The organism is Mycoplasma zalophi (assembly GCF_025486335.1).
Classification (GTDB): domain Bacteria; phylum Bacillota_I; class Bacilli_A; order Mycoplasmatales; family Metamycoplasmataceae; genus Metamycoplasma; species Metamycoplasma zalophi.
Genome location: NZ_JAOOPZ010000002.1, coordinates 103,495 through 123,995, shown reverse-complemented (window position 1 = coordinate 123,995; position 20,501 = coordinate 103,495). Strand labels below are relative to the sequence as shown.

The window sequence follows — 20,501 nt, the reverse complement described above, 5'->3', positions numbered from 1 at the left end:
ATAGGGTGCTTCTAATTTTTTTAAAAGGAAAACTATGAAAAAAAGTAAAATCATTTTATGTACAACAGCAATTAGTATTTTATCTATTAGTCCAATTGCATTGTACTCATGTGCTCAACCAAATGTTATTCATCCAAATGTCCCTAAAGAAAATGAACAAGAAAAGAAAGAATCACCTTTAGATACTTATTTAAAAAGCAAAGATATTTCTTTAAATATTAATAGCATAGACGATGTTTTTGCATCTGATATCAACTATACCAACATCACTTTAAAAAACAAAGATAATAATCAAATTATTTTTCAAATTCAAAATATGGTTTCAAATGATGAAGATGGCTCATTAACTATTAAATATTATGTAAGACAAAAAGATAATCAAAACATTTGACAAAATTCAAATGTTATAACAAAAACTTTCATAGGTTTTAAAACTATATCAAAAGATATTAATCAAGAAATAAATAATCTTTCAATTGATGTAGCAGAGGAATTAAAACAATTTTTACCTTCACAAATTACTACTAATACAACAAATTTTCAAATAAAACACTACAATAGCGAAAATTATTTACTTGATTTTGTAAATATAGAAGCTAAAGATAATGAAGGTAATATTGACATAACTTTAAAATTAAAAAGTAAATTTAAAGATTCTATTGTTTCAAATGAAAGAAAAGTTACTCTTAATAACTTTTTAACAACAGATAAATATATTCTAAATAATTTAAATTCTGAATTTAGTAAAATTAACAAGTTAGAATTAAAAGATGATATTAATAAACAAGAAACAAAGGCATCAAAAATAAATAAAGAATCAGATTTTAAAGTTATAGAAAATGAAAAATATAACGTTATTATTAATTCATTAATAGCAAACGATGAAACTGGTGAATTAACTATTAATTTTAAAATTCAATCTAAAGAAAATTCAAATATCCAAACACAACCCAAAGAACTTATTATCAATAACTTTTTAACAAATAATGAAGATGAAAGACAACGAACATTAAAATATTTAAATTCATTAGGTCAATTGCACACATTAAAAGATACACAAAATAAAGAAAATACACTTCCAAGTGATGTAAATGATGATCAAATATTAGTTAATAATATTGAAGAAAACGTACAAATTATTGATAAACAAATTACTAAAAATAATGACTTAGGAACAATAAATATTGAATATAAACTACAAAAATTCAATGAGTTATTAAAAGAAAATGTTGTAACAAAACCTATTACTGAAATTATTTCAGGGTTTTTAACAACACGTCAAAAAGAAATAAATGAAGAAAAACAAAGATTAACTTCAATTTCAGAAGATAAAAATAATTATTTCAAAAATGATGGAACACCACTATCTAAAACATATATAGAAGAATTAAATATAGATGACTTAAAAACTACATATGAAGCAATCAATTTTAAATTAGATAATATAAAAACAGATGAAAATTGAAAAAATATAGATACTGGAACAATAACATTTAATGTTGATATTATTAGTTTAAAACCACAATTTAGTGATTTAGTATTTAATAAAACTATTACCATATCAGGATTACAAAATAAAAATTCTTTAAATAATGATAAGAAACAAGTTCGTGAGAAGATGACACTTCAAAATTCAAAATATTTTTCTTCTTACAAAAGTGAAATTTTAAATGAATTAAATACAAACAATAATGATAATACAAAACAAACAAAACTTGAAATTGCTAAGCAAAGACTTGCTGATAAAAATTTAGAAGCAGTATATAATGAACTTGATAAAAAAATAAATAAAATCGCTGACAATATAATAGATGAATTTGTGAATGTATATGGTTATCAAAAAAAAGAAATAATGAATTTACAAAAAGATATATTAGATTCTCTTCAATTTTCAAAAATATTTTTACAAATATTAATTAAAGCATCTGAAAAATACATTGTTAACCCTGAAAAAAAATTCGGTTTCTTAATACTTCCAGAATTTCAAGTTTTAAGTTGAGAAAATCTAAAAAAATTTGGGAATCTAACTGTTGATTTTTTTGAACACATAAAAGAAATTAATAATAAGTTAAAAAGAATGAATAGGCAATTTTTAAACCAATTAAAACAAATTCCAGAAATATATAGTATAAGTGATATTGATATAATGCTTGAAAGTGTTGCAGATATAATAGAACAAGCAAATAATAAGATGAATGAAGATTTAAAATATGATTCTAATGATTGAAAATATATATTTTTTGGTAGTAAACAATCTGGTTTTGATAAATCACATATGTATAAGACTGGTTTAGATAAAGAAAAATTAGGTAAAATGGGAAGAGTGTGATTAGGAACTGGTGGATGGGATATATTATTTTCAACCGCTAGGCATGCAAGTGAATTAGAGTTATTACTAAGTAAAAAATTAGATGAATTTAATCTTTCTTCAAATCAAAAAAATATAGTAATTGAAAAAGCTAATAACATATTTTCATTATATAGAAAAATAATAGAACAAAGTCAACAAGAAATATATAATGTTTCTAAAAAGAACCTAGTTGATAATTTAAATGAAGTAGTAAAATAATAATAAAATGTGAAATATTTTTATTTCGCATTTTTTTTGATTATTTATTATAAACTTAGTTATTTTTGATAATTTTAAAATTGCTATATAATTAAAACATGTCAAATTATAATTCAAATGATTTAAAAGTTTTAAAAGGTTTAGAAGCCGTTAGAAAAAGACCTGGAATGTATATTGGTTCAACTGATATAAATGGATTACATCATCTAGTTTGAGAAATTTTAGATAATGCTTTTGATGAAGCGTTAGCAGGCTATGCAAAAAATATTAGTATCACATTAGAAAAAGATAATTCTATTATTATTGAAGATGATGGACGTGGAATACCTGTTGATATACACCCTGAAACAAAAAAAACTGGTGTTGAGTTAGTTTTTACGGAACTTCATGCAGGTGGAAAATTTGATGGTAATGCATATAAAGTATCTGGTGGTTTACATGGTGTTGGAAGTAGTGTTGTAAATGCTTTAAGTACAAAATTAGTGGCTACTGTTTATAAAAATAATTATGAATATGTTACTGAATTTTCTCAAGAAACTATTACAAAACACACAACAAAAGTACAAAAAACAACAAAACATGGAACAAAAATACAATTTTGAGCTGATCCATTAATTTTTAAAAAAATAAAATTTTCAAAAGATACAATAATAGAAAAATTACGTGAAACTAGTTTTTTAATTCCTGAAATAAAAATTCATTTTATTGATAAAATTAGTAATTTTGAAAATACTTATCAAACTCAAAATGGAATAAAAGAATATATTAGTTTCATTAATGAAAATAAAGATATTATTAGTGATGTAATTTCATTTCAAGGTACTTATCAGGGTATTGAAATTGATGTTGCTTTTCAGTATTCTGATACATATTCAGAGTTAATTTTATCATTTGTTAATAATGTTAAAACACATGATGGTGGTACTCATGAAACCGGATTTAAATCAGCATTAACAAAATTAATAAATGAATACGCAAATGAAAAAGGATTTATGAAAAATAAATCTTTTGATGGATCTGATATAAGAGAGGGTTTAAGTGCTATTATTAGTCTTAAAGTTCCTGAAAAGATTCTAGAATTCGTAGGACAAACTAAAGATAAATTAGGTACACCTCAGGCACGTGAAGCATTAGAAGAATTATTATCTAATAAATTTAGACATTTTTTAATTGAAAATAAAAACGAAGCACAAAAAATTTTAAACAAAATTAAAAAATCATATGATGCAAGAAATGCTGCAAAAAACGCAAGAAATGAAATAAGAAAAGTTAAAAGTAAATTAGATAATAAAAAATTAATAAGTTCTAAATTAACACCAGCTCAATCTAAAAATGCAAAAGAAAGAGAATTGTTTTTAGTCGAAGGTGATTCAGCGGGTGGTTCAGCCAAACAAGGTCGTAATTCTAAAACTCAAGCGATTTTACCACTTAAAGGTAAAGTTGTTAATGCTGAAAAAGAAAAATTATTAGATATTTTAAAAAATGAAGAATTAGCAACTATTATAAATATTTTAGGTACTGGTTTAGCAGATGATTTTAATATAAAAAATCTTCAATATGACAAAATCATAATTATGACAGATGCAGATACAGATGGTGCTCACATTCAAATTCTTTTATTAACATTTTTCTTTAGATATATGAAACAATTAATTGAAAATGGAAACATTTATATTGCTTTACCACCTTTATTTAAAGTTTCTGGTACTAAAGCAAGACAAACAAATACAATTGAATATGTTTGATTAGAAGAAGATTTAAAACCTACAGTTGAACAATTTAGTTCGTATAATATACAAAGATATAAAGGTTTAGGGGAAATGAATGCGGATCAATTATGAGAAACAACAATGAATCCTCAAACAAGAACATTAATTAAAGTAACAGTTGATGATGCAATAAAGGCAGAAAAAAGAGTTTCAATTTTTATGGGAAAAAATTCAGAACCAAGAAAACAATGAATTGAAAGCAATATTGACTTCAGTATAGAAGATGATTTTAAAATTTAAGGAATAACATGGCTAAAATAAAAAATAATGAAATTATTGAAAAAATAATAAATCAATCTTTAGATACAATTATGTCGCAAGGTTTTAGCAGATATTCAAAATATATCATCCAACAAAGAGCGATTCCTGATGCTCGTGATGGTTTAAAACCTGTTCAAAGAAGAATTTTATTTAGTATGTTTCAAATGAATTTAACTCATGATAAACCTTTTAAAAAATCTGCAAGAGTTGTCGGGGAAGTAATTGGTAAGTATCATCCTCATGGTGATAGTAGTATTTATGAAGCACTAATAAGAATGTCACAGGAATGAAAAATGGCTCTTCCTGTTGTCGAAATGCACGGAAACAAAGGATCTATTGATGATGATCCTGCTGCTGCTATGCGTTATACTGAAACAAGATTAGAAAAAATTTCTACTCTGCTTTTAGGAAATATTGATAAAAAAATTGTTTCTTTTGTTCCGAATTTTGATGATTCTGAGTATGAACCCACTGTATTACCTGCATTATTTCCTAATTTACTTGCAAATGGTGCAAAAGGTATTGCAGAAGGTTATGCAACAGATATTCCACCGCATAATTTAAATGAGCTTTTAGATGCAAGTATTGAAATTATTAAAAACCCAGAAATTACCTTACAAAAATTACAAAAAATTATTAAAGGCCCTGATTTTCCTACTGGTGCTACAATAAGTGACATTGATGGTTTTAAAGAAGCTTTTGAAACTGGGAAAGGTAAAATTTCAATTTATTCAAAAATAAATTTTGATACTAATAAAAATAACGAAATAATTGGACTTGAAGTTAAAGAAATTCCTTATGGAGTTATAAAAATTGAACTAGTTAAACAAATTCAAAATTTAATTATTAATAAAACTATTGATGGTATTAAAGAAGTAAGAGATCAATCTAATCGTGAAGGTATTTGTATTTATATTGAACTAGAAAAAGATACAAATGCAAAAGCTATTTTAGATTTTTTATACCAAAAAACAGATTTAAAAGTTTATTATAACTATAATATGGTTGCTATTTCAGATAATGCACCTAAATTATTGGGAATCAAAGAACTTTTAGAAATTTATATTGAACATTTAAAAAATTGTGAACAATTAAGTCTTCAATATGATTTTGAAAAATTATCAAAAAGATTAGAAATTATTTTGGGATTTATTAAAGTATCTGAAATATCTGATCAAGTTATTGAAGTAATTAAAAATTCAGATAACTCCAAAAAAGGTGTTATTGAAAATTTAATCAAAATTTTTGATTTTACAGAAATTCAAGCGACTGCAATTGCTGAATTACGTTTATATAGATTATCAAAAATGGATCAACAGCAATATTTAGAAGAAAAAATTAAATTAGAAGCTGAAATTTCTAGAATTTCTAATTTATTAAACAATGAAGAAGACTTTAAAAAATATTTAATTGATCTTTTAGTTAATATAAAACAAACATACGGAATTAAAAGACGCAGTGAAATTTCTGCTGAAAATATTGAAATTAATATAAATGAAAAAGATTTAGTAAAAAGTGAAGATTTTTGATGTTATGTAACAGTTGATGGATATATTAAAAAAATCTCACAGAAAATATATTCAGCCAACGAAATTAGCACATTTGGTATTAAAGAAAATGATGTAATTCAATATATTTCAAACATTAATTCACACTCAAAATTATTATGTTTTACATCACAAGGTAATTATTTTATTTTAGATGCATTTACATTAAAAGATTCAGGTTGAAAAGATTTAGGTTATCATATAAGTGATTATGTAAAATTATCTGATAATGAAAAAATTATAAGTGTATTTAATATTGAAGATTTATCACTTAATTTATTATTTTTAGTAGTTTCTAAGCAAGGTGCTGCTAAAAAAGTTAAGTTAGCAGAATTTTCACAAACAACTGCAAGAAAATTTAATTGCATGAAAATAAAATCAAATGATGAAATTATTGATGTTAAAATATCAACAAATGATAAAAAAGTTATTTTCATTTTAAATGATGGTTTATATCACTTTTTTGATGAAACTCAAATACCAATTTACTCTTTAAAAGCAAGTGGAATTACTGCTGTTAAATTATTTGAAAATTCAGTTAACAAAATTGAATTACTAAGTGATGAAGATGAATTAATTCTTGCAAATAATCGTGGACAATTTAAAAGAATTGCTGCTAAAAACATTAAAGAAGTAAAAAGACAAAATGTTGCAAAAGTATTATATTGACCTTTAAAAACAGTACCATTTTCAGTAATAGATGCTTTAAAATTCCAAAAAAACTTAGAATTTTATTACTTAGATAATGAAAATAAAATTAATGTTTACAATACAAATAATATTTCAACATCTAATGTACAAGAAAACTTTAGTAATCCAAAAATTAGCATCAATAATTTAGGTAGATTTATTTATAATGAAAATATAACTTCTGATTTAAAAGATTTTTTATATAATGACACTGAAAATATTCAATTAGAAAAACCAAAAAAAGAAACACCAAAAGAAATAGAAAAACCTGTTCTTTTAGAACAAAAACCAAAACAAAATAGCGAAGAAACAATCAAAAGAGCTGAATGATTAGATGTAGATGAATTAATCAATTCTGCTCTTAAAAAAGCAAAATAATCGCTTTATCATTTATAATATTATTTATAACATTTTAGGAGGCTTAATATGCGTAAAGAAATTAGACTAAGAAATAAAGTTCGTGCAGAGAAAAGAGCTAAAAAATTAGCAAAAGAACAAGCACGTGACTTAAGAAGAGCACAAAAATTAGCATCTTCTAACTAAGATAACTAAACATTTATTAAATAATTTAATATTAACCTTAGAGTTAATATTTTTTTATTTTTATTATCTAAATAAAAATGTATAAATTTAATATAAAATTATTATATTAAAGGAGTTTTATGAAAAAAGTTATTGATGATTTAATTGAAAGAAAAATACTAAAAGATATTTCAAATACTGATAAATTAAACAAAATAAACACAAATCATGCAATTTATACTGGTTTTGATCCTACTGCTAAAAGTTTACATTTAGGTAATTTTATTCATATCATTAATTTAATGAGATTTAAAAAACAAGGTTATAGAGCGATTGCTTTAGTTGGTGGAATTACTGGAATGATTGGTGATCCAAGTTTTAGAGATAGTGAAAGAAAATTTTTAGATCCTAAAACACTTTTAGATAATAAAAATCATATAATTAAACAACTTGAAAGTTTCGGCCTTGAAGTTATTGATAATTTAGAGTTTTACAAAAATATGCACATAGCTGACTTTTTAAAACTTGTTGGAACAAAAATTAATATAAACTATATGTTAGCAAAAGATTCTGTTAAACAAAGATTAGCAAATGGTATGACATTTACTGAATTTTCATATCAACTAATTCAAGGTTGAGATTTTAAATATTTATATGAAAATGAAAATGTTTGCATACAAATGGGTGGAAGTGACCAATGAGGAAATATAACAACAGGATTAGAATTTATTAAAAATTTTCATGGTGATGATCATTTAGCGCTGGCAATTACCAGTAATCTTTTAACAGATGCTAATGGTAATAAAATAGGAAAAAGTTCTGGTGGTGGTAGTTTATGACTAGATAAAGAATTAACCAGTCCTTATAATATTTATCAATATTTATTAAATCAAAGTGATAATGATGTTGAAAAATTATTGAATTGACTTACTTTTTTAGAAACTTCTGAAATAAAAAATATCATAAGTGAACATACTAAAAATCCTAAGTTAAGATTAGCTCAAAAAACTCTTGCATTTGAAACTACAACTATTATTCACGGAAAAGAAACAGCTCAAAAATGTGTTGAAATTTCTGATAAATTATTTAAAAATAATATTTTAGATTTAACATTAGAAGATATTAACTTATTACAAGGTTTTTTAAGAACATTTGAATATAAAAATGAATCTATTATTGATTTTATAGTTGAAAATAAAATATTAAGTAGTAGAAGAGAATTTAGAGAATTTTTAAATAACAAAGCTCTAAGCATTGATTCAAATCAAATAGAAGATGAGAATCAAAAAATTACATTTAATAATTTTGATAATAAATATGCTATTTTAAAAAAGGGTAAAAAAGAATTTATTATCATTAAAAAATAATATTAAAAATACACAAGTTTTGATGCTTGTGTATTTTTATTAGTAGTTTATAATGGTAGGTACTTATATAGTTAATAATATACTAAATAATTGTATTTGTTTTTATAATCAAAAAATATTTACAGTACTAAAAACTAATTCTGACTATGGAAACTTTTTGTTTTTGTCTTGTTTATAATTTTGATTTTATATATAATTTTATATTATAAAGGAGTTTTATGGCTGTAAAATGAAACCCACTCAATTAGTTAGTAAATTATGAGATTAAACTAATGAATTAAGAAAAAATTTGATTCAGAAAAATATAAAGATATAATTTTGAGTTTTTATATTTTATAAATTTCTTTACAAATAATTTTTGATTGATTTTTGGAAATGAAAATATAAAATATGAAGAAATAAAAGAATTTGATAATTCTCCAGGTGAAAATATCCAAAAAATAATTTTAGATGAAAAAGGTTATTAGATACCTTATAAATTTTTATTTCATACTTGAATTAATAATCCAATGAAGACGAACAACTTTCAATAGATTTTTTAATTCTGGATTATCTTCATTTAAAACAAGTGTACAAGATACACAAGATGATAATTTTATTCAATTCCATCATGGAATTTTAAAACAATTAAAAAATAATTATGAAAAATATCAGTAAGCGATAAATGTGCAACTGAAAATAATTTAAAACAATTGATAAAAAAATAGATGAAATCCCCCACAGGAAAACAAGATTATGATTTATTAGGCTACATTTATTAATATTTTATTGGTGAATTTTTAAATACATTAGAAAAAGAAGTTAGTTAATATTATACACTTATGAAGTATCGAATTGGTGTTTGAAATAATTTCAAATCATTTAAGAGATTGTAGACAAATTTCAATTTAAAAGCGACTTCTAGGTTTTATACCATAATTACTACAACGGTACAAGAACTAGCAAAATCAAGGTTTTAGTGCTTTAAAAAAACTATTAAACATTAAAAAATTACTAATATCTGTGTTATTTAGAGTTGTCTAATACTTAGGTGATTGTAAACAACACATAGGCATAAAGGGAGGGATATGGAAGATAGTACAATTGAATATAAAATTGACATTCCGGAAAAACAAAATAAATTAAAAGCAGAAATAGTATCTTTTTTAAATACAAAAGGTGGAGAAATTCATTTAGGTGTTAATGATGATGGTACAATTGATAGCAACTTGATACAGAGTAAGAAGCGAGAATGGGAACAAATTTTATCTAATTGGGTAGTAAATGCTTTTAGTTGTGATGTAACAAATCTAATTCATATTTATCCTAATGAAGAACCTTTTAAAATAAAAATATTAGAAGGAAAAAACAAACCATATTATTATAAAGATGGAGAAGGATTCAACTCTAAAGGTGTTTTCATTAGAGTTGGAAGCACAAAAAGAGTTGCTAGTGTTGATGAATTTCAAAGAATGATAAGACAACATAGTTCAAATGATTTTGAATCTATCAGAATTGAAAGAGATGATTTAACTTTTGAGTACTTAGAAAAGAGGTTTAGGGATAAAAAAGTTAAATTTGATAAATATGCTTTATCTTTATTAGACAAAGATGGAAAATATAATAATGCAGCTTTACTACTGAGTGATCAAAATCCAACGATTAGTAAATTTGCAGTATTTCAAGGAATGAATGTTAGCGTGTTTCTTGATAAAAAAGAATTTACAGGCTCAATACTGAAACAATTAGATGAGGTGTTGTATTTTTCTAGTTTATCCAATAGAAAAAGAATTACCATCTCAGGAAAACCTGATAGAGATGAATTTTTGGATATACCTAAGAGAGCATTAAGAGAAGCTATCGTAAATTGTTATTGTCATCGAGATTATACATTAAGTGGTGATATAAAAATTGAATTTTATGACGACAGAGTTCAAATTTTCTCCCCAGGTAGTTTGCCAGATGGTTTAACACTTGAAAATATTAAAGTGGGTATGGTGGCTAAAAGGAATAAGATAATTGTTAATACCTTAGATAAAATTGATGTTATTGAAAACTATGCATCAGGTGTAAGAAGAATATTTGAAGACTATACTGATTTTACAAAACAGCCTGAATATTATATTTCTAACAACGGTGTTATTGTAACTCTATTTAATAGAAACTATGAATTCCAAAATGAAGCCCAAAATGAAGCCCAAAATGAAGCCCAAAATGAAGCAAAAAAATTGAAATTGGATAGTCAAAAACGAATAGATAAAATTTTAGAGCTAATCAAAGAAAATAAAAACATAACAAGAAGTGACCTTAAAGATATTCTGCGTGTATCAAAATCAACAATTGAAAGAGATATTTTGAAACTAAAAGAAGAAGATAAATTAGAATATATAGGGAGTTCAAAGAATGGTTACTGGAAAATAAAAAATAATTAAATAGGTCAAAAACAAATTAACGATATGATTAATAATGATGGACTTAAATGTGGAAAACAAATATTAGTATTTTTTAATTAGTTAGCACCATAACATATTAAAGATGGATAAAAAAATTAACATTTCACGAATGTTAATTTTTTTATCCACACTTATTTCGATTTAATGTTTATTATTATATTGTCATCTTGTAATGAGTTTTAATTATATAAAGTCAATTACAAACACCATGTTTAATATAAGATGCAACATTTGTTATGGGTTTTCATTCCTTGAAGTAATTTGATTTTTTATTAGTTCTTTTAGTTCTATTTTTTCCATAACTTAATTCTCCATTTTTTTATTTACCAGCAAATAACAAGTTGTTTGCCACTGTCCTGTTTTTAAAGTTATTTTTGTTATTTAATAGTTAAATTTTTAAATATATTTTAAATGATAAGTTATAATCAAAAGTTTTTGTAAATAATATTTCATTCAATAATTTTTTAACTTTAAATCAAAATTTATCCTAATTTTCTATGCCAAGTCAGTTGGTTATGTATATTTTATTATTCTTGTACTTGTTTAAGTTATATATTTAATTTAACAAGTTGATATATTTTTTCTACTGTTATTAAAGAATCTTTACTACTATCTATAAAACTATTTATGTTAGGATCTATACTCCCTCCACCTCGTAAGTGAAACTTGTTAATGGAATTTTGTGTTTTATCCACAGTAATTAAAATAGAGGTAATAATTTGGTTAAATTCTGATTTAATATCTTGCTTGTAATATTTATTATAAGAATCAATAATTTTAAATGTTTTTTTTATATCACAATCTCAATTATGATCTTTTATTTCTATTGATAATTGATGTAATATTTTATTTGTTTTATAAGTAATTAAAAAGTCAGGAAATTGTCTTTTTATTTCATGTTCTTCGTCATAATATTCAAAAAATAAACCATTTCCTACAGGATTTCTAAATAATTCTATTTCGTTAAATTTATTGTTATTTTTTAAAAGTGAAATAATTGCATTAATAAAAATTTTTTCATTTTGAGAGTCAAAGTAGTGACTTTTTTCAATGTTTTTATTATTTATACTAATAAGTTCATATTTATAATTTATATTCTTTTCATCAAACATTATCTTGTTATTTTCATCACTTGATTCAATCGTGATATTTAAAGGCAGTTGTTTATTATAAATAAAATTAAATTCTTTTTCATTTGTTTTTTCTATTTCTTCTTCTTTTTTTGCTAAAATAAAATTTTTAATTTGAGAATATAAAAGCTTGATAAATACATACCAAAGAAGTGTTTTATTATAGTTTGATTCATTAGCTATTGTTTTTAGTTCTTCATCTATTGTATTTATATACTTTTTATCAAGTATATTTTTAGAATTAAATTGAAATTCTTTTTTAAATTTGTTTAGTTCAATATTATTATTTATTTTTTTAATGATGTATTCGCGCTCTATATTTGTTGTACTTTCTTTTAATATACTATCTTTAGCTGAAAGAAATCCATTTTTTTTATAAAATTCTAAATAATATTCATAATTAGATTTTAATATGTTTTTTTTATTTTTAATTATCTTTGATATTTCTTTATGTAAATCTAGTTTAATTTTTATTAATTCTTTGTTTATTTGTCCATAATAAAATTTATCTTCTACATTATTTTTGTTTAATTTATAAGACTTAAAGTTTTTTTCTTTGCTTAATGAGTCTAAATTATCAATATTAGAATAAACCCAATATTTAAAAGCATTGGAATCTTGCTTAAAATTAAAAGCAGGATTAGGATTTCTCTTAATTCTTCCTAAAGTTTGTATTGATAGGTTTTCTGATGAAACATTTCTTAATTGTACAAGCATACAAGCTCGTGGAATATTTCAACCAGTGGCCGGACCAACTTTAAAAATAATTACGTCTATATCGGAACTATTTTTAGAAATTTCTTTTAGAGTAATATTTCCCCTACTACCAGATTCTTGTTTATCAGATGAAAAATATTTAACTCAAGTTAAGCCATTATTTTCTAAACATTTGATAATTTTATTGATATTTTCATCAAAATTAGCATCTTTTTCTTTTTTGTCATTAACTTGTATTAACATTGCAGGGTTAATATTATCTACTAAACCTTCTTCTGAAATATATATGCTTTTAATTTGTTTGAATTTTTCGCATGCTAATTTTAAAATACTTAAATCATCTAACTGAGAGTTAGAATCTTCTGATATACCCTCATTTAAATAACCTACCGTTTTTATGAGTTTAATATTATCTTCTTTTAATTCTTTTTCGGTTATTTTAACTTGTTTATATTTTCTATTGGGTGTCGCAGTCATATTAATTTGAAAATTAGCTGCATTTTTCATTTTGTTATAGAAATTATCAATTTCTTTTTTATTTTGGCCTTTTGCTTTAGATTCTGATGTTCCTATGTGTGCTTCATCTCTGATGAAAATAACAAAATATTTTTCTTTAATTTCTGCTATAAATTTATCTAAAATACCTCACTCAGTATAAATTTTATTTTTTCCAAATGATGAAGAACCTAAAATAAATACTTTATTTGTTTCAGATTTGAATGTATAATCACCATCTTTTGTATTATTTTTACCATTTGATGGTGATTCTTTTCTTTCAAAAATTATGTCTAATTTATTTTCTAAATTTATTTTATATTCATTAAAATTATCTTCCATTTGCTTTGGTAATTCAGCATTAGAAAGTGTCATAACAATAAATATAATTGGTCTGTTTTCATTTTGTTTATTTACTGATATAGCTTGATCTATAAAATTAGCAATCATAAATGTTTTTCCAGAACCTGTCGGAGCTTGAAATTCAATTATGTTATTTTCTTTGGTATTTTTAATATATGCATCATTAAAATTATTAATTAATTCTGAAACTGCTTTTTGTTGTACGTTAGTTAGTTTCATTTTTTTCATTTCTTTCTAATGCATATAAATTAGTTAAATTGTTTAACAATTCTTCGTTTGCGATATCTTTTATACCAAATTCTGCTAATGAGTTTTTTAAGACATCTATTAATGTATTTGTATTATCTATGTTATTTGAAATATCAACATTATAATATGCCAAATCAAAAACATTTAAATTTTGTTTATATGGTTCATTTTTTTCAGTTCATTTAAAAGTTTCTGCATTTGTACCCAAACCATTGTTTATTCTGTATAAACGCTCATAAGTAACACCATAACCGATATTGCTTTCGTTGTTTGTTACAAGTGTAAATGTTCTATTTCCATTATCTTCTTTATTTAGTTCTAAAACAGCGTGTCCAGTTGTTCCTGAACCTGCAAAAAAATCGAGAACACGAATGTTATTCTTTTCGTTCGCCATTTCTATCAAATATTTAATTAATGATGTAGGTTTTGGAAAATCAAAAATATTTTTATTAGTAAAAATATTTTTCATTTCTTCACCACCATTTGATGAATAAAAATCATCAATAAAATTTTGATATTGTTGTCCTGCAATTTTGTCAATTACCTTATGTTGTTTAGGATCAAATTTTACTTTAGTATATTGTTTTCGAAAAGCAACTCAGTGTCCATCTTTATTTTTCTCACATTCAATAAAACCTAATTTATTACCGGCTAAATATGTTTCATAACCCCATGTATAACACCCAGATTCTGGTTTAATTTTATTAACATGCAAATCAAAAAAAGTTCCATCTGGTGCTTGAATAGGATAGTCAAGCGATTTACTATATTGAAAACTACCATTAGAACTTGGCCGGAATAGATATGTCAATTTATAAAAACCTCTCTCTTCAAAAAAATCATCTTTATTAACATATCCCAATTTTTTTAATTTATTTTCGTCATGCTTAATGTAGTTGAAAACCTTTTTTTCACTATTTTTAGCATAAACTAATATATATTCTGTGTTTTTTACGATAGAAAAATCAAATGAAGTGTTACCTCCTGGACCCCTTTTTTTAATTCATGATATATTAGTTATAAAATTCTCTTCACCAAATATTTCATCCATTAGAACTTTTAAGTAAGCTTGTTCATTATCATCAATTGAAACAAAAATCACCCCATCTTCTTTAAGGAGTTTTTTAGCTAATCTAAGCCTTTCATTCATCATATTTAATCATCCGTTACGACTAAATTTATCTCTATATATAAATTTTGAAGATGATATATTTTCTTTGTCATTTGCTAAGTTATTACCATCAGAATTTGCAGATTCTGTGTTGTAAGGAGGGTCAATATAGATTATGTCGTAGTTATAATCTAGGCCCGCTCTCTCTCTCTCTCTATTACTAATAAATTCTTTAATGCATCGTAGTTTTCACCAATAATTAGCGTATTTTTGTTTTCATTTTCAGGAAAACTAAAAGATTTTTTTTGGTTATAGTTAAGTACTGAAATATTTTTATTATTAACCTCAGGTGCTATATCAAAAGTAAAACCAATTTTTACTCTATTTATTAAAAATTGATAAACATTTTGTAATTGAGTTTTATCATCTAAATTATCCAAAATCATTTTACATAATTTTTTTTGATCATTGTTTAGATCATTAACTGATAATTCATCTATTTTATTTTTATAATTTTCTAATAATTTTAAATAATCATCATTTTGCATATTAACCTTCCTTTTTATATTAATATTATAATATTTTTTAGTTCTAAATCAGTTTTATCTAAGAAATTATTAATTTTATTTTAAATAAAAAATAATAAAAAAACACGAACAGAAAATTAAATTATTTTGTTCATGTTTTTTAAATGTATTTTTATTTATGTTTTATATGTTCTTGGTATGTTTTTGGTGAAAGTTCTTTTAAAAATTCAACAATTAAGTTACCACTTGACATCATATCATGAATAGAAGAAACACCAATTGGTGAGTGTAAATATCTTTGTGGAATACTTATTGTTAGTGTAGATACTCCACCTTTTCCGTATTGTAATTCACCTGCATCGGTTCCACCACCAACTGCAACATATTTATAAAAATCTATGTTGTTTTTAGTTCCTATTTTTGCAATAAAATCAATTAATTTAGGATCCATCATTGTATCTCTATCAAATATTCTTAGTGCTGCTCCAGCTTTTAATTTAGTATTTCCTGCAACAATACCATAAGTATCATGGCTTGTTGTTGTATCTAGTGCGATAGCTATATCAGGTTCAATTATACTTACAGAAGTTTTAGCACCTCTAGTTCCTACTTCTTCTTGAACAGTTCCTACTAAATAAACATCACAAGCTAAGTCTAAATCTTTAATTTGGTTAGCTACATAATCTAGTGTTGTAACTCCTGCTCTATTATCCATTGCTTTTCCACCAACTAAATCTTCATCAGCAAATAAAATAGTTTCACCAGACATATAGACTCTATCTCCAACTTCGACACCATTTTCGATTGCATCTTTGTCACTTGTAAATCCAAAATCTGCAAATAATTCATTATTTTTTAGAGCATTATTTACTTGGGTTTGTGTCATTACGTGAATTGATGTATGACCAAATACTCCTGTAAATCTTTTGTTATCTTTATTAGTTACTAAAGTTGCTTTAGTCCCTATTGCAACAGATGCTCATATTCCACCAATTGGCATAAGAAGTAAGTGTCCAGTTTTATCAATCATTCTTACAATGTAACCAACTTCATCCATATGTGCAGAAATTTGAACTTTTGGTGCATTTTCTACTTTAGATTTTTTAAAAATAATTAATGATCCAAAGTTATCGTAACTATGACTGAAATTTGAAGAACTTGTTGAATATTTAAGTTCATGAGCAACAGGTTCTTCATAACGGCTCATCGCCTCTAATTCCATGTATTTAATTAGTTTTTCTTTAAATTCTTGTTTGTTCATAATTAAAATTCGTATTTTTCAGGGTGTTCTTTTTTCATTTTTTCGATAAATTCATCTTTATCCATTGAACCATATTTTTCCATTAGTTCAACACATTCTAAATATTCTTTTTCAGCTCAAACTTCATCTTCAAAACCTTTAACTGATGTAACACCTTTACCTTTAAAATTTTTGTATGTTGTAAAGAAATTTTCAACACTTTGTAGTCACATTTGATCTAAATCAGCAAGTTTTGTAATGTGGTCTAAACGATAATCATCAGCATGAACTGCAATTAATTTGGTATCTGTTTCTCCCCCATCAATCATTTTCATTGCTCCGATTACTCTAGCTTCTAAACTAACACCTGGCATAAATGTTTCTTGTGAATAAACTAAAACGTCTAATTCATCTCCATCTCAGTCTAATGCTTCTGTAATATATCCATAATTTGCAGGATATGTAAAGTCTCCTCTTAATATTCTATCTACCGCTATTTTTTGTGTTTTACGATTGTATTCATATTTAATTTTACTTCCCTTAGGAATTTCTATATTAACTGTTATATTTTTCATATTTATATTTTACTATTAAAATATATATTTAAAAAAAATAAATAAAAACTCTACATAGAGTAGAGTTATAACAATTATTACACTTTTATTTTGTAGTAGACTTTGCAACAAAAGCATCTAAACGAGCAGCTTTACGTGCACCGTTGTTTTTGTGTAGTACACCTTTTGAAACAGCTTTATCAATTTCGTGGTGAGCTTTGCTTACTAAAGTTGCGATATTTTCTTCACCTTTTGTAGCACCAAGTTTAGCTTTTTTAATAGCTGTTTTTACACTTGATTTAATAGCTGCATTTCTCACTCTTGCTTTTTCGTTTGATTTGATTGCTTTCATTTTTGATTTAATATTTGCCATTTTTTCTCCTCGTATAATAATGTTTTGAGCGTATGTTATTAATTATACAAAAAAAATAATATTTTTTGTGTTTTTTGTTATATTTGTTTTCTATGTTTTATTTTACTTTTTTAATAGTATTAAACTTTCAAAAGGATCAAGTGAATTTGGAATATTTAAATATTTTTTATCATGGTATGTTGATTTAATTATTTCATATTTTTTTGATAAGTGAATTTTTCTTGATTTTTTTGAAATATTTATGACAAAAAGCAATTTTTTATTTTGTAATTTATATTTAATTTTAATAACACCTTTTTTAAATACATCTTTAGAAAAAGATATTTTACCATTGTTTAAAATTTCTTCAAAATCTTTATTTTTTATAAATTCAATTAAATATTTATAAAAATTAAGTGATGAAGTTGGATCATTAAATTCACTTACAACATTATTTTGTTTAGAATTTTCTGCAAAAATAAATTTTTTATTTTTTATTTTCGAAAAACCAAAGTTAGGTTCTAAATTTCAAGGCATCATATTATTTACTGAAATAGAATGTTGATATAAATATGAATTATAAAAAATATCAGTACTAATATTCTTGGTTTCTAAATATCTTTTGGTTTCATTGTAATTAAATTCATTAAAATCTCGATAATCTTCAATTTTTGCTTTTAGTAAACCAAGTTCATCTCCGTAATAAATGTTTGCTGAATTTCTTGCTGCAAGCAACAATAAAGCAAATGATTTAGAAGCTTCTTTATTAAAAGCTAATTCATCACCTCAACGGCTATTTATTCTACCTATATGTTCTGAAGCTAAAGAAATAATTACATCTTCATAGCTTAAATAATTTCTTAATTCTTTTAGCAATTGTCAAGGTTTAAATTTTATCATTAATTTATTTTTGTATGTTTTATCGCTACCGATTTCAGAAAATTTATCAATAAATAAAAAGTCATAAATTTTTTCTTTTTGAGATGCTTGAATTTTATGTAATTCGTGATTTTTTGTTTTTATAATAATCTCAAAAGATTCGTTTTTTTGTTTAGAGATTTTGTATATATTTTTAATTAAATCTATTTCTTTTTCATTTATGTTATTATTTTTTGAATTTTCATTATTTATGTTTATAACAAAAAAATTGCAACCTAAATTTAAATAGAAATCAAATATTTTGTTATAAAAATCAAGAAATTCTGTTTGATTTAAAAAGATATCATTTTCTTTATTATTTTTATCAATATATTTTTCAAAGGTATTTTTTTGTGTTTGATTTGCTGTGAAATTTTTATTTTCATGAAGTATTTTTGCTTGTTTTCAATTGTTGAATGTATCTCTTAAATTATTAAAATCTAAATTTATACCCATTTTTATGTTGTTAGAAGTATAAATATTTATCATTTTTTTAAATTCTAAAATAGAACCATATTTTGATTCAATTTCAGCTAATGATTTAGCATTTTTATAATAATCTAAAATATTATTTAAAATAATTCCATCAATTTGCAAGAATTGAAAGTATTTTATTTGTAATAAAAGCCCCTTATAATCACCATAACCTGTTTCATTTGAATCTTTAAATTTATCAATTTTAAGTTGATATAAAATCGTTTTTTTATTTGCCATTTTATTTTTCCGCCGTTCTAAATAAATTTAAAATTAAGTAATCAAGAGCTATATTTTCATCTATATAACCTTGTTTTATGTCAATATCTAGTTGTGATAAAAATATTATTTGTTTTTTAATAAAATCAATGTCATGTGTATTTAAATAATTAAAAATTAATTTTAAGCGATATTCATGAATATTTAAAAGCGCACTAATTTCTTTTAATGTATTTTGTTTTTTGAGAATATAAATGTCCATTGCAGTTGTAAAAATATTCATAATTTGTACAATTATATTTCTAATACTTATACCAAAATTTAATTGATATAAAATTTTTAAATAAAAATCTTTTAAATTTTGACTTTTTAATAAAGAATCACTTACAATTCATTCAGGATTTTCATAGAAAATTTCATTTTGTTGTTGAATATTTTCTATTTTTATTATTTTATTGCTTTGAATATATTTATCTAAAATAGAAGTTATTAAGAATAAATTATTAGGAAATGTTTCAATTATTTTTGCAACAGCTAATTCTTCAATGTCTGCATTGTTTATTTTTACGTATTTTTTTATAAATTTTGCTAAATCTTTATCATTAACTTTTGTAAATTTTTTTACTTCTGCTTCTTTTTCTAAATATAAAAACAAATTAGAAGGTTTAAATTGTTTTAATTTTGGAACATGTAAAGAAAAAATTATCTCAATATCATTTGGCAAATCTTTTAAAATTTTTATAAAAGTTTCAACAATATCATTGTATTTTTTATTAGAAGACAATAAAACATTATTTTTTATAATGACAAGTCTTTTTTCATTAAAAATGTTCATGCTTGTTATAGTGTTAAAAATATCTTCAATGTCTGCATCTTCATCAAAAACATATTTATTATTTAAGTCTTTGAAATCATTTTGTGTTTTTTGAATATAATGATTTATAAAAAATTCTTCTTCTCCATATATAAACTTCATAATTAAAATTATATTATAT

Annotated in this window: 14 protein-coding genes; 6 read left to right on the top strand and 8 right to left on the bottom strand. The window is 23.5% G+C overall.

Annotated features, from left to right (window positions below):
* Window positions 1-34 precede the first annotated feature (34 nt).
* From N8G13_RS01720 to N8G13_RS01695, 6 genes are all read left to right on the top strand, one after another.
* The gene (locus tag N8G13_RS01720) at window positions 35-2,569 is read left to right on the top strand and encodes a lipoprotein 17-related variable surface protein (RefSeq protein ID WP_262289213.1); all 2,535 of its coding nucleotides are present in this window, start codon (window positions 35-37) and stop codon (window positions 2,567-2,569) included.
* 98 nt (window positions 2,570-2,667) lie between these two features.
* Window positions 2,668-4,578 (top strand): DNA topoisomerase IV subunit B, encoded by a 1,911-nt coding sequence (gene parE, locus N8G13_RS01715; RefSeq protein ID WP_216488846.1) that lies wholly within the window; start codon window positions 2,668-2,670, stop codon window positions 4,576-4,578.
* Between the two features lie 8 nt (window positions 4,579-4,586).
* Window positions 4,587-7,214, top strand: coding sequence for a DNA topoisomerase IV subunit A (gene parC / locus N8G13_RS01710; RefSeq protein WP_262289212.1), 2,628 nt, complete (start codon window positions 4,587-4,589; stop codon window positions 7,212-7,214).
* 284 nt (window positions 7,215-7,498) lie between these two features.
* Complete coding sequence (gene tyrS / locus N8G13_RS01705; protein WP_262289211.1) at window positions 7,499-8,725, top strand: tyrosine--tRNA ligase; 1,227 nt, start codon at window positions 7,499-7,501, stop codon at window positions 8,723-8,725.
* A gap of 450 nt (window positions 8,726-9,175) precedes the next feature.
* On the top strand, window positions 9,176-9,382 hold the full coding sequence (locus N8G13_RS01700; RefSeq protein ID WP_262289210.1) for a hypothetical protein: 207 nt from the start codon (window positions 9,176-9,178) through the stop codon (window positions 9,380-9,382).
* 410 nt (window positions 9,383-9,792) lie between these two features.
* Window positions 9,793-11,136 carry an ATP-binding protein gene (locus tag N8G13_RS01695; RefSeq protein ID WP_262289209.1) on the top strand — a complete coding sequence of 448 codons (1,344 nt, stop codon included), beginning with the start codon at window positions 9,793-9,795 and terminating at the stop codon, window positions 11,134-11,136.
* 569 nt (window positions 11,137-11,705) lie between these two features.
* Here the strand turns inward: N8G13_RS01695 and N8G13_RS01690 are convergent.
* The 8 genes from N8G13_RS01690 to holA form a co-directional block, all read right to left on the bottom strand.
* Window positions 11,706-14,081, bottom strand: a complete 2,376-nt coding sequence (locus N8G13_RS01690; protein ID WP_262289208.1) for a DEAD/DEAH box helicase family protein — start codon at window positions 14,079-14,081, stop codon at window positions 11,706-11,708.
* The gene (locus tag N8G13_RS01685; RefSeq protein ID WP_262289302.1) at window positions 14,068-15,342 is read right to left on the bottom strand and encodes a site-specific DNA-methyltransferase; all 1,275 of its coding nucleotides are present in this window, start codon (window positions 15,340-15,342) and stop codon (window positions 14,068-14,070) included. Before N8G13_RS01685 ends, N8G13_RS01690 begins: the two co-directional genes overlap by 14 nt.
* A 71-nt stretch (window positions 15,343-15,413) precedes the next feature.
* Window positions 15,414-15,770, bottom strand: a complete 357-nt coding sequence (locus N8G13_RS01680) for a type III restriction endonuclease subunit M (protein WP_262289207.1) — start codon at window positions 15,768-15,770, stop codon at window positions 15,414-15,416.
* A gap of 151 nt (window positions 15,771-15,921) precedes the next feature.
* A complete protein-coding gene (locus tag N8G13_RS01675) occupies window positions 15,922-17,010 on the bottom strand; it encodes a M42 family metallopeptidase (protein ID WP_262289206.1) in 1,089 nt (362 codons plus the stop codon).
* A 2-nt stretch (window positions 17,011-17,012) separates the two neighbouring features.
* Window positions 17,013-17,564: an inorganic diphosphatase gene (locus N8G13_RS01670; protein WP_262289205.1), complete on the bottom strand. Its 552-nt coding sequence runs from the start codon at window positions 17,562-17,564 to the stop codon at window positions 17,013-17,015.
* An 85-nt stretch (window positions 17,565-17,649) separates the two neighbouring features.
* Window positions 17,650-17,916, bottom strand: coding sequence for a 30S ribosomal protein S20 (rpsT, locus tag N8G13_RS01665; protein ID WP_216488887.1), 267 nt, complete (start codon window positions 17,914-17,916; stop codon window positions 17,650-17,652).
* Window positions 17,917-18,018: 102 nt separating this feature from the next.
* Window positions 18,019-19,527: an alpha-amylase family glycosyl hydrolase gene (locus tag N8G13_RS01660; RefSeq protein ID WP_262289204.1), complete on the bottom strand. Its 1,509-nt coding sequence runs from the start codon at window positions 19,525-19,527 to the stop codon at window positions 18,019-18,021.
* A 1-nt stretch (window position 19,528) separates the two neighbouring features.
* Window positions 19,529-20,482, bottom strand: coding sequence for a DNA polymerase III subunit delta (gene holA, locus N8G13_RS01655; RefSeq protein WP_262289203.1), 954 nt, complete (start codon window positions 20,480-20,482; stop codon window positions 19,529-19,531).
* Between the last annotated feature and the right edge of the window lie 19 nt (window positions 20,483-20,501).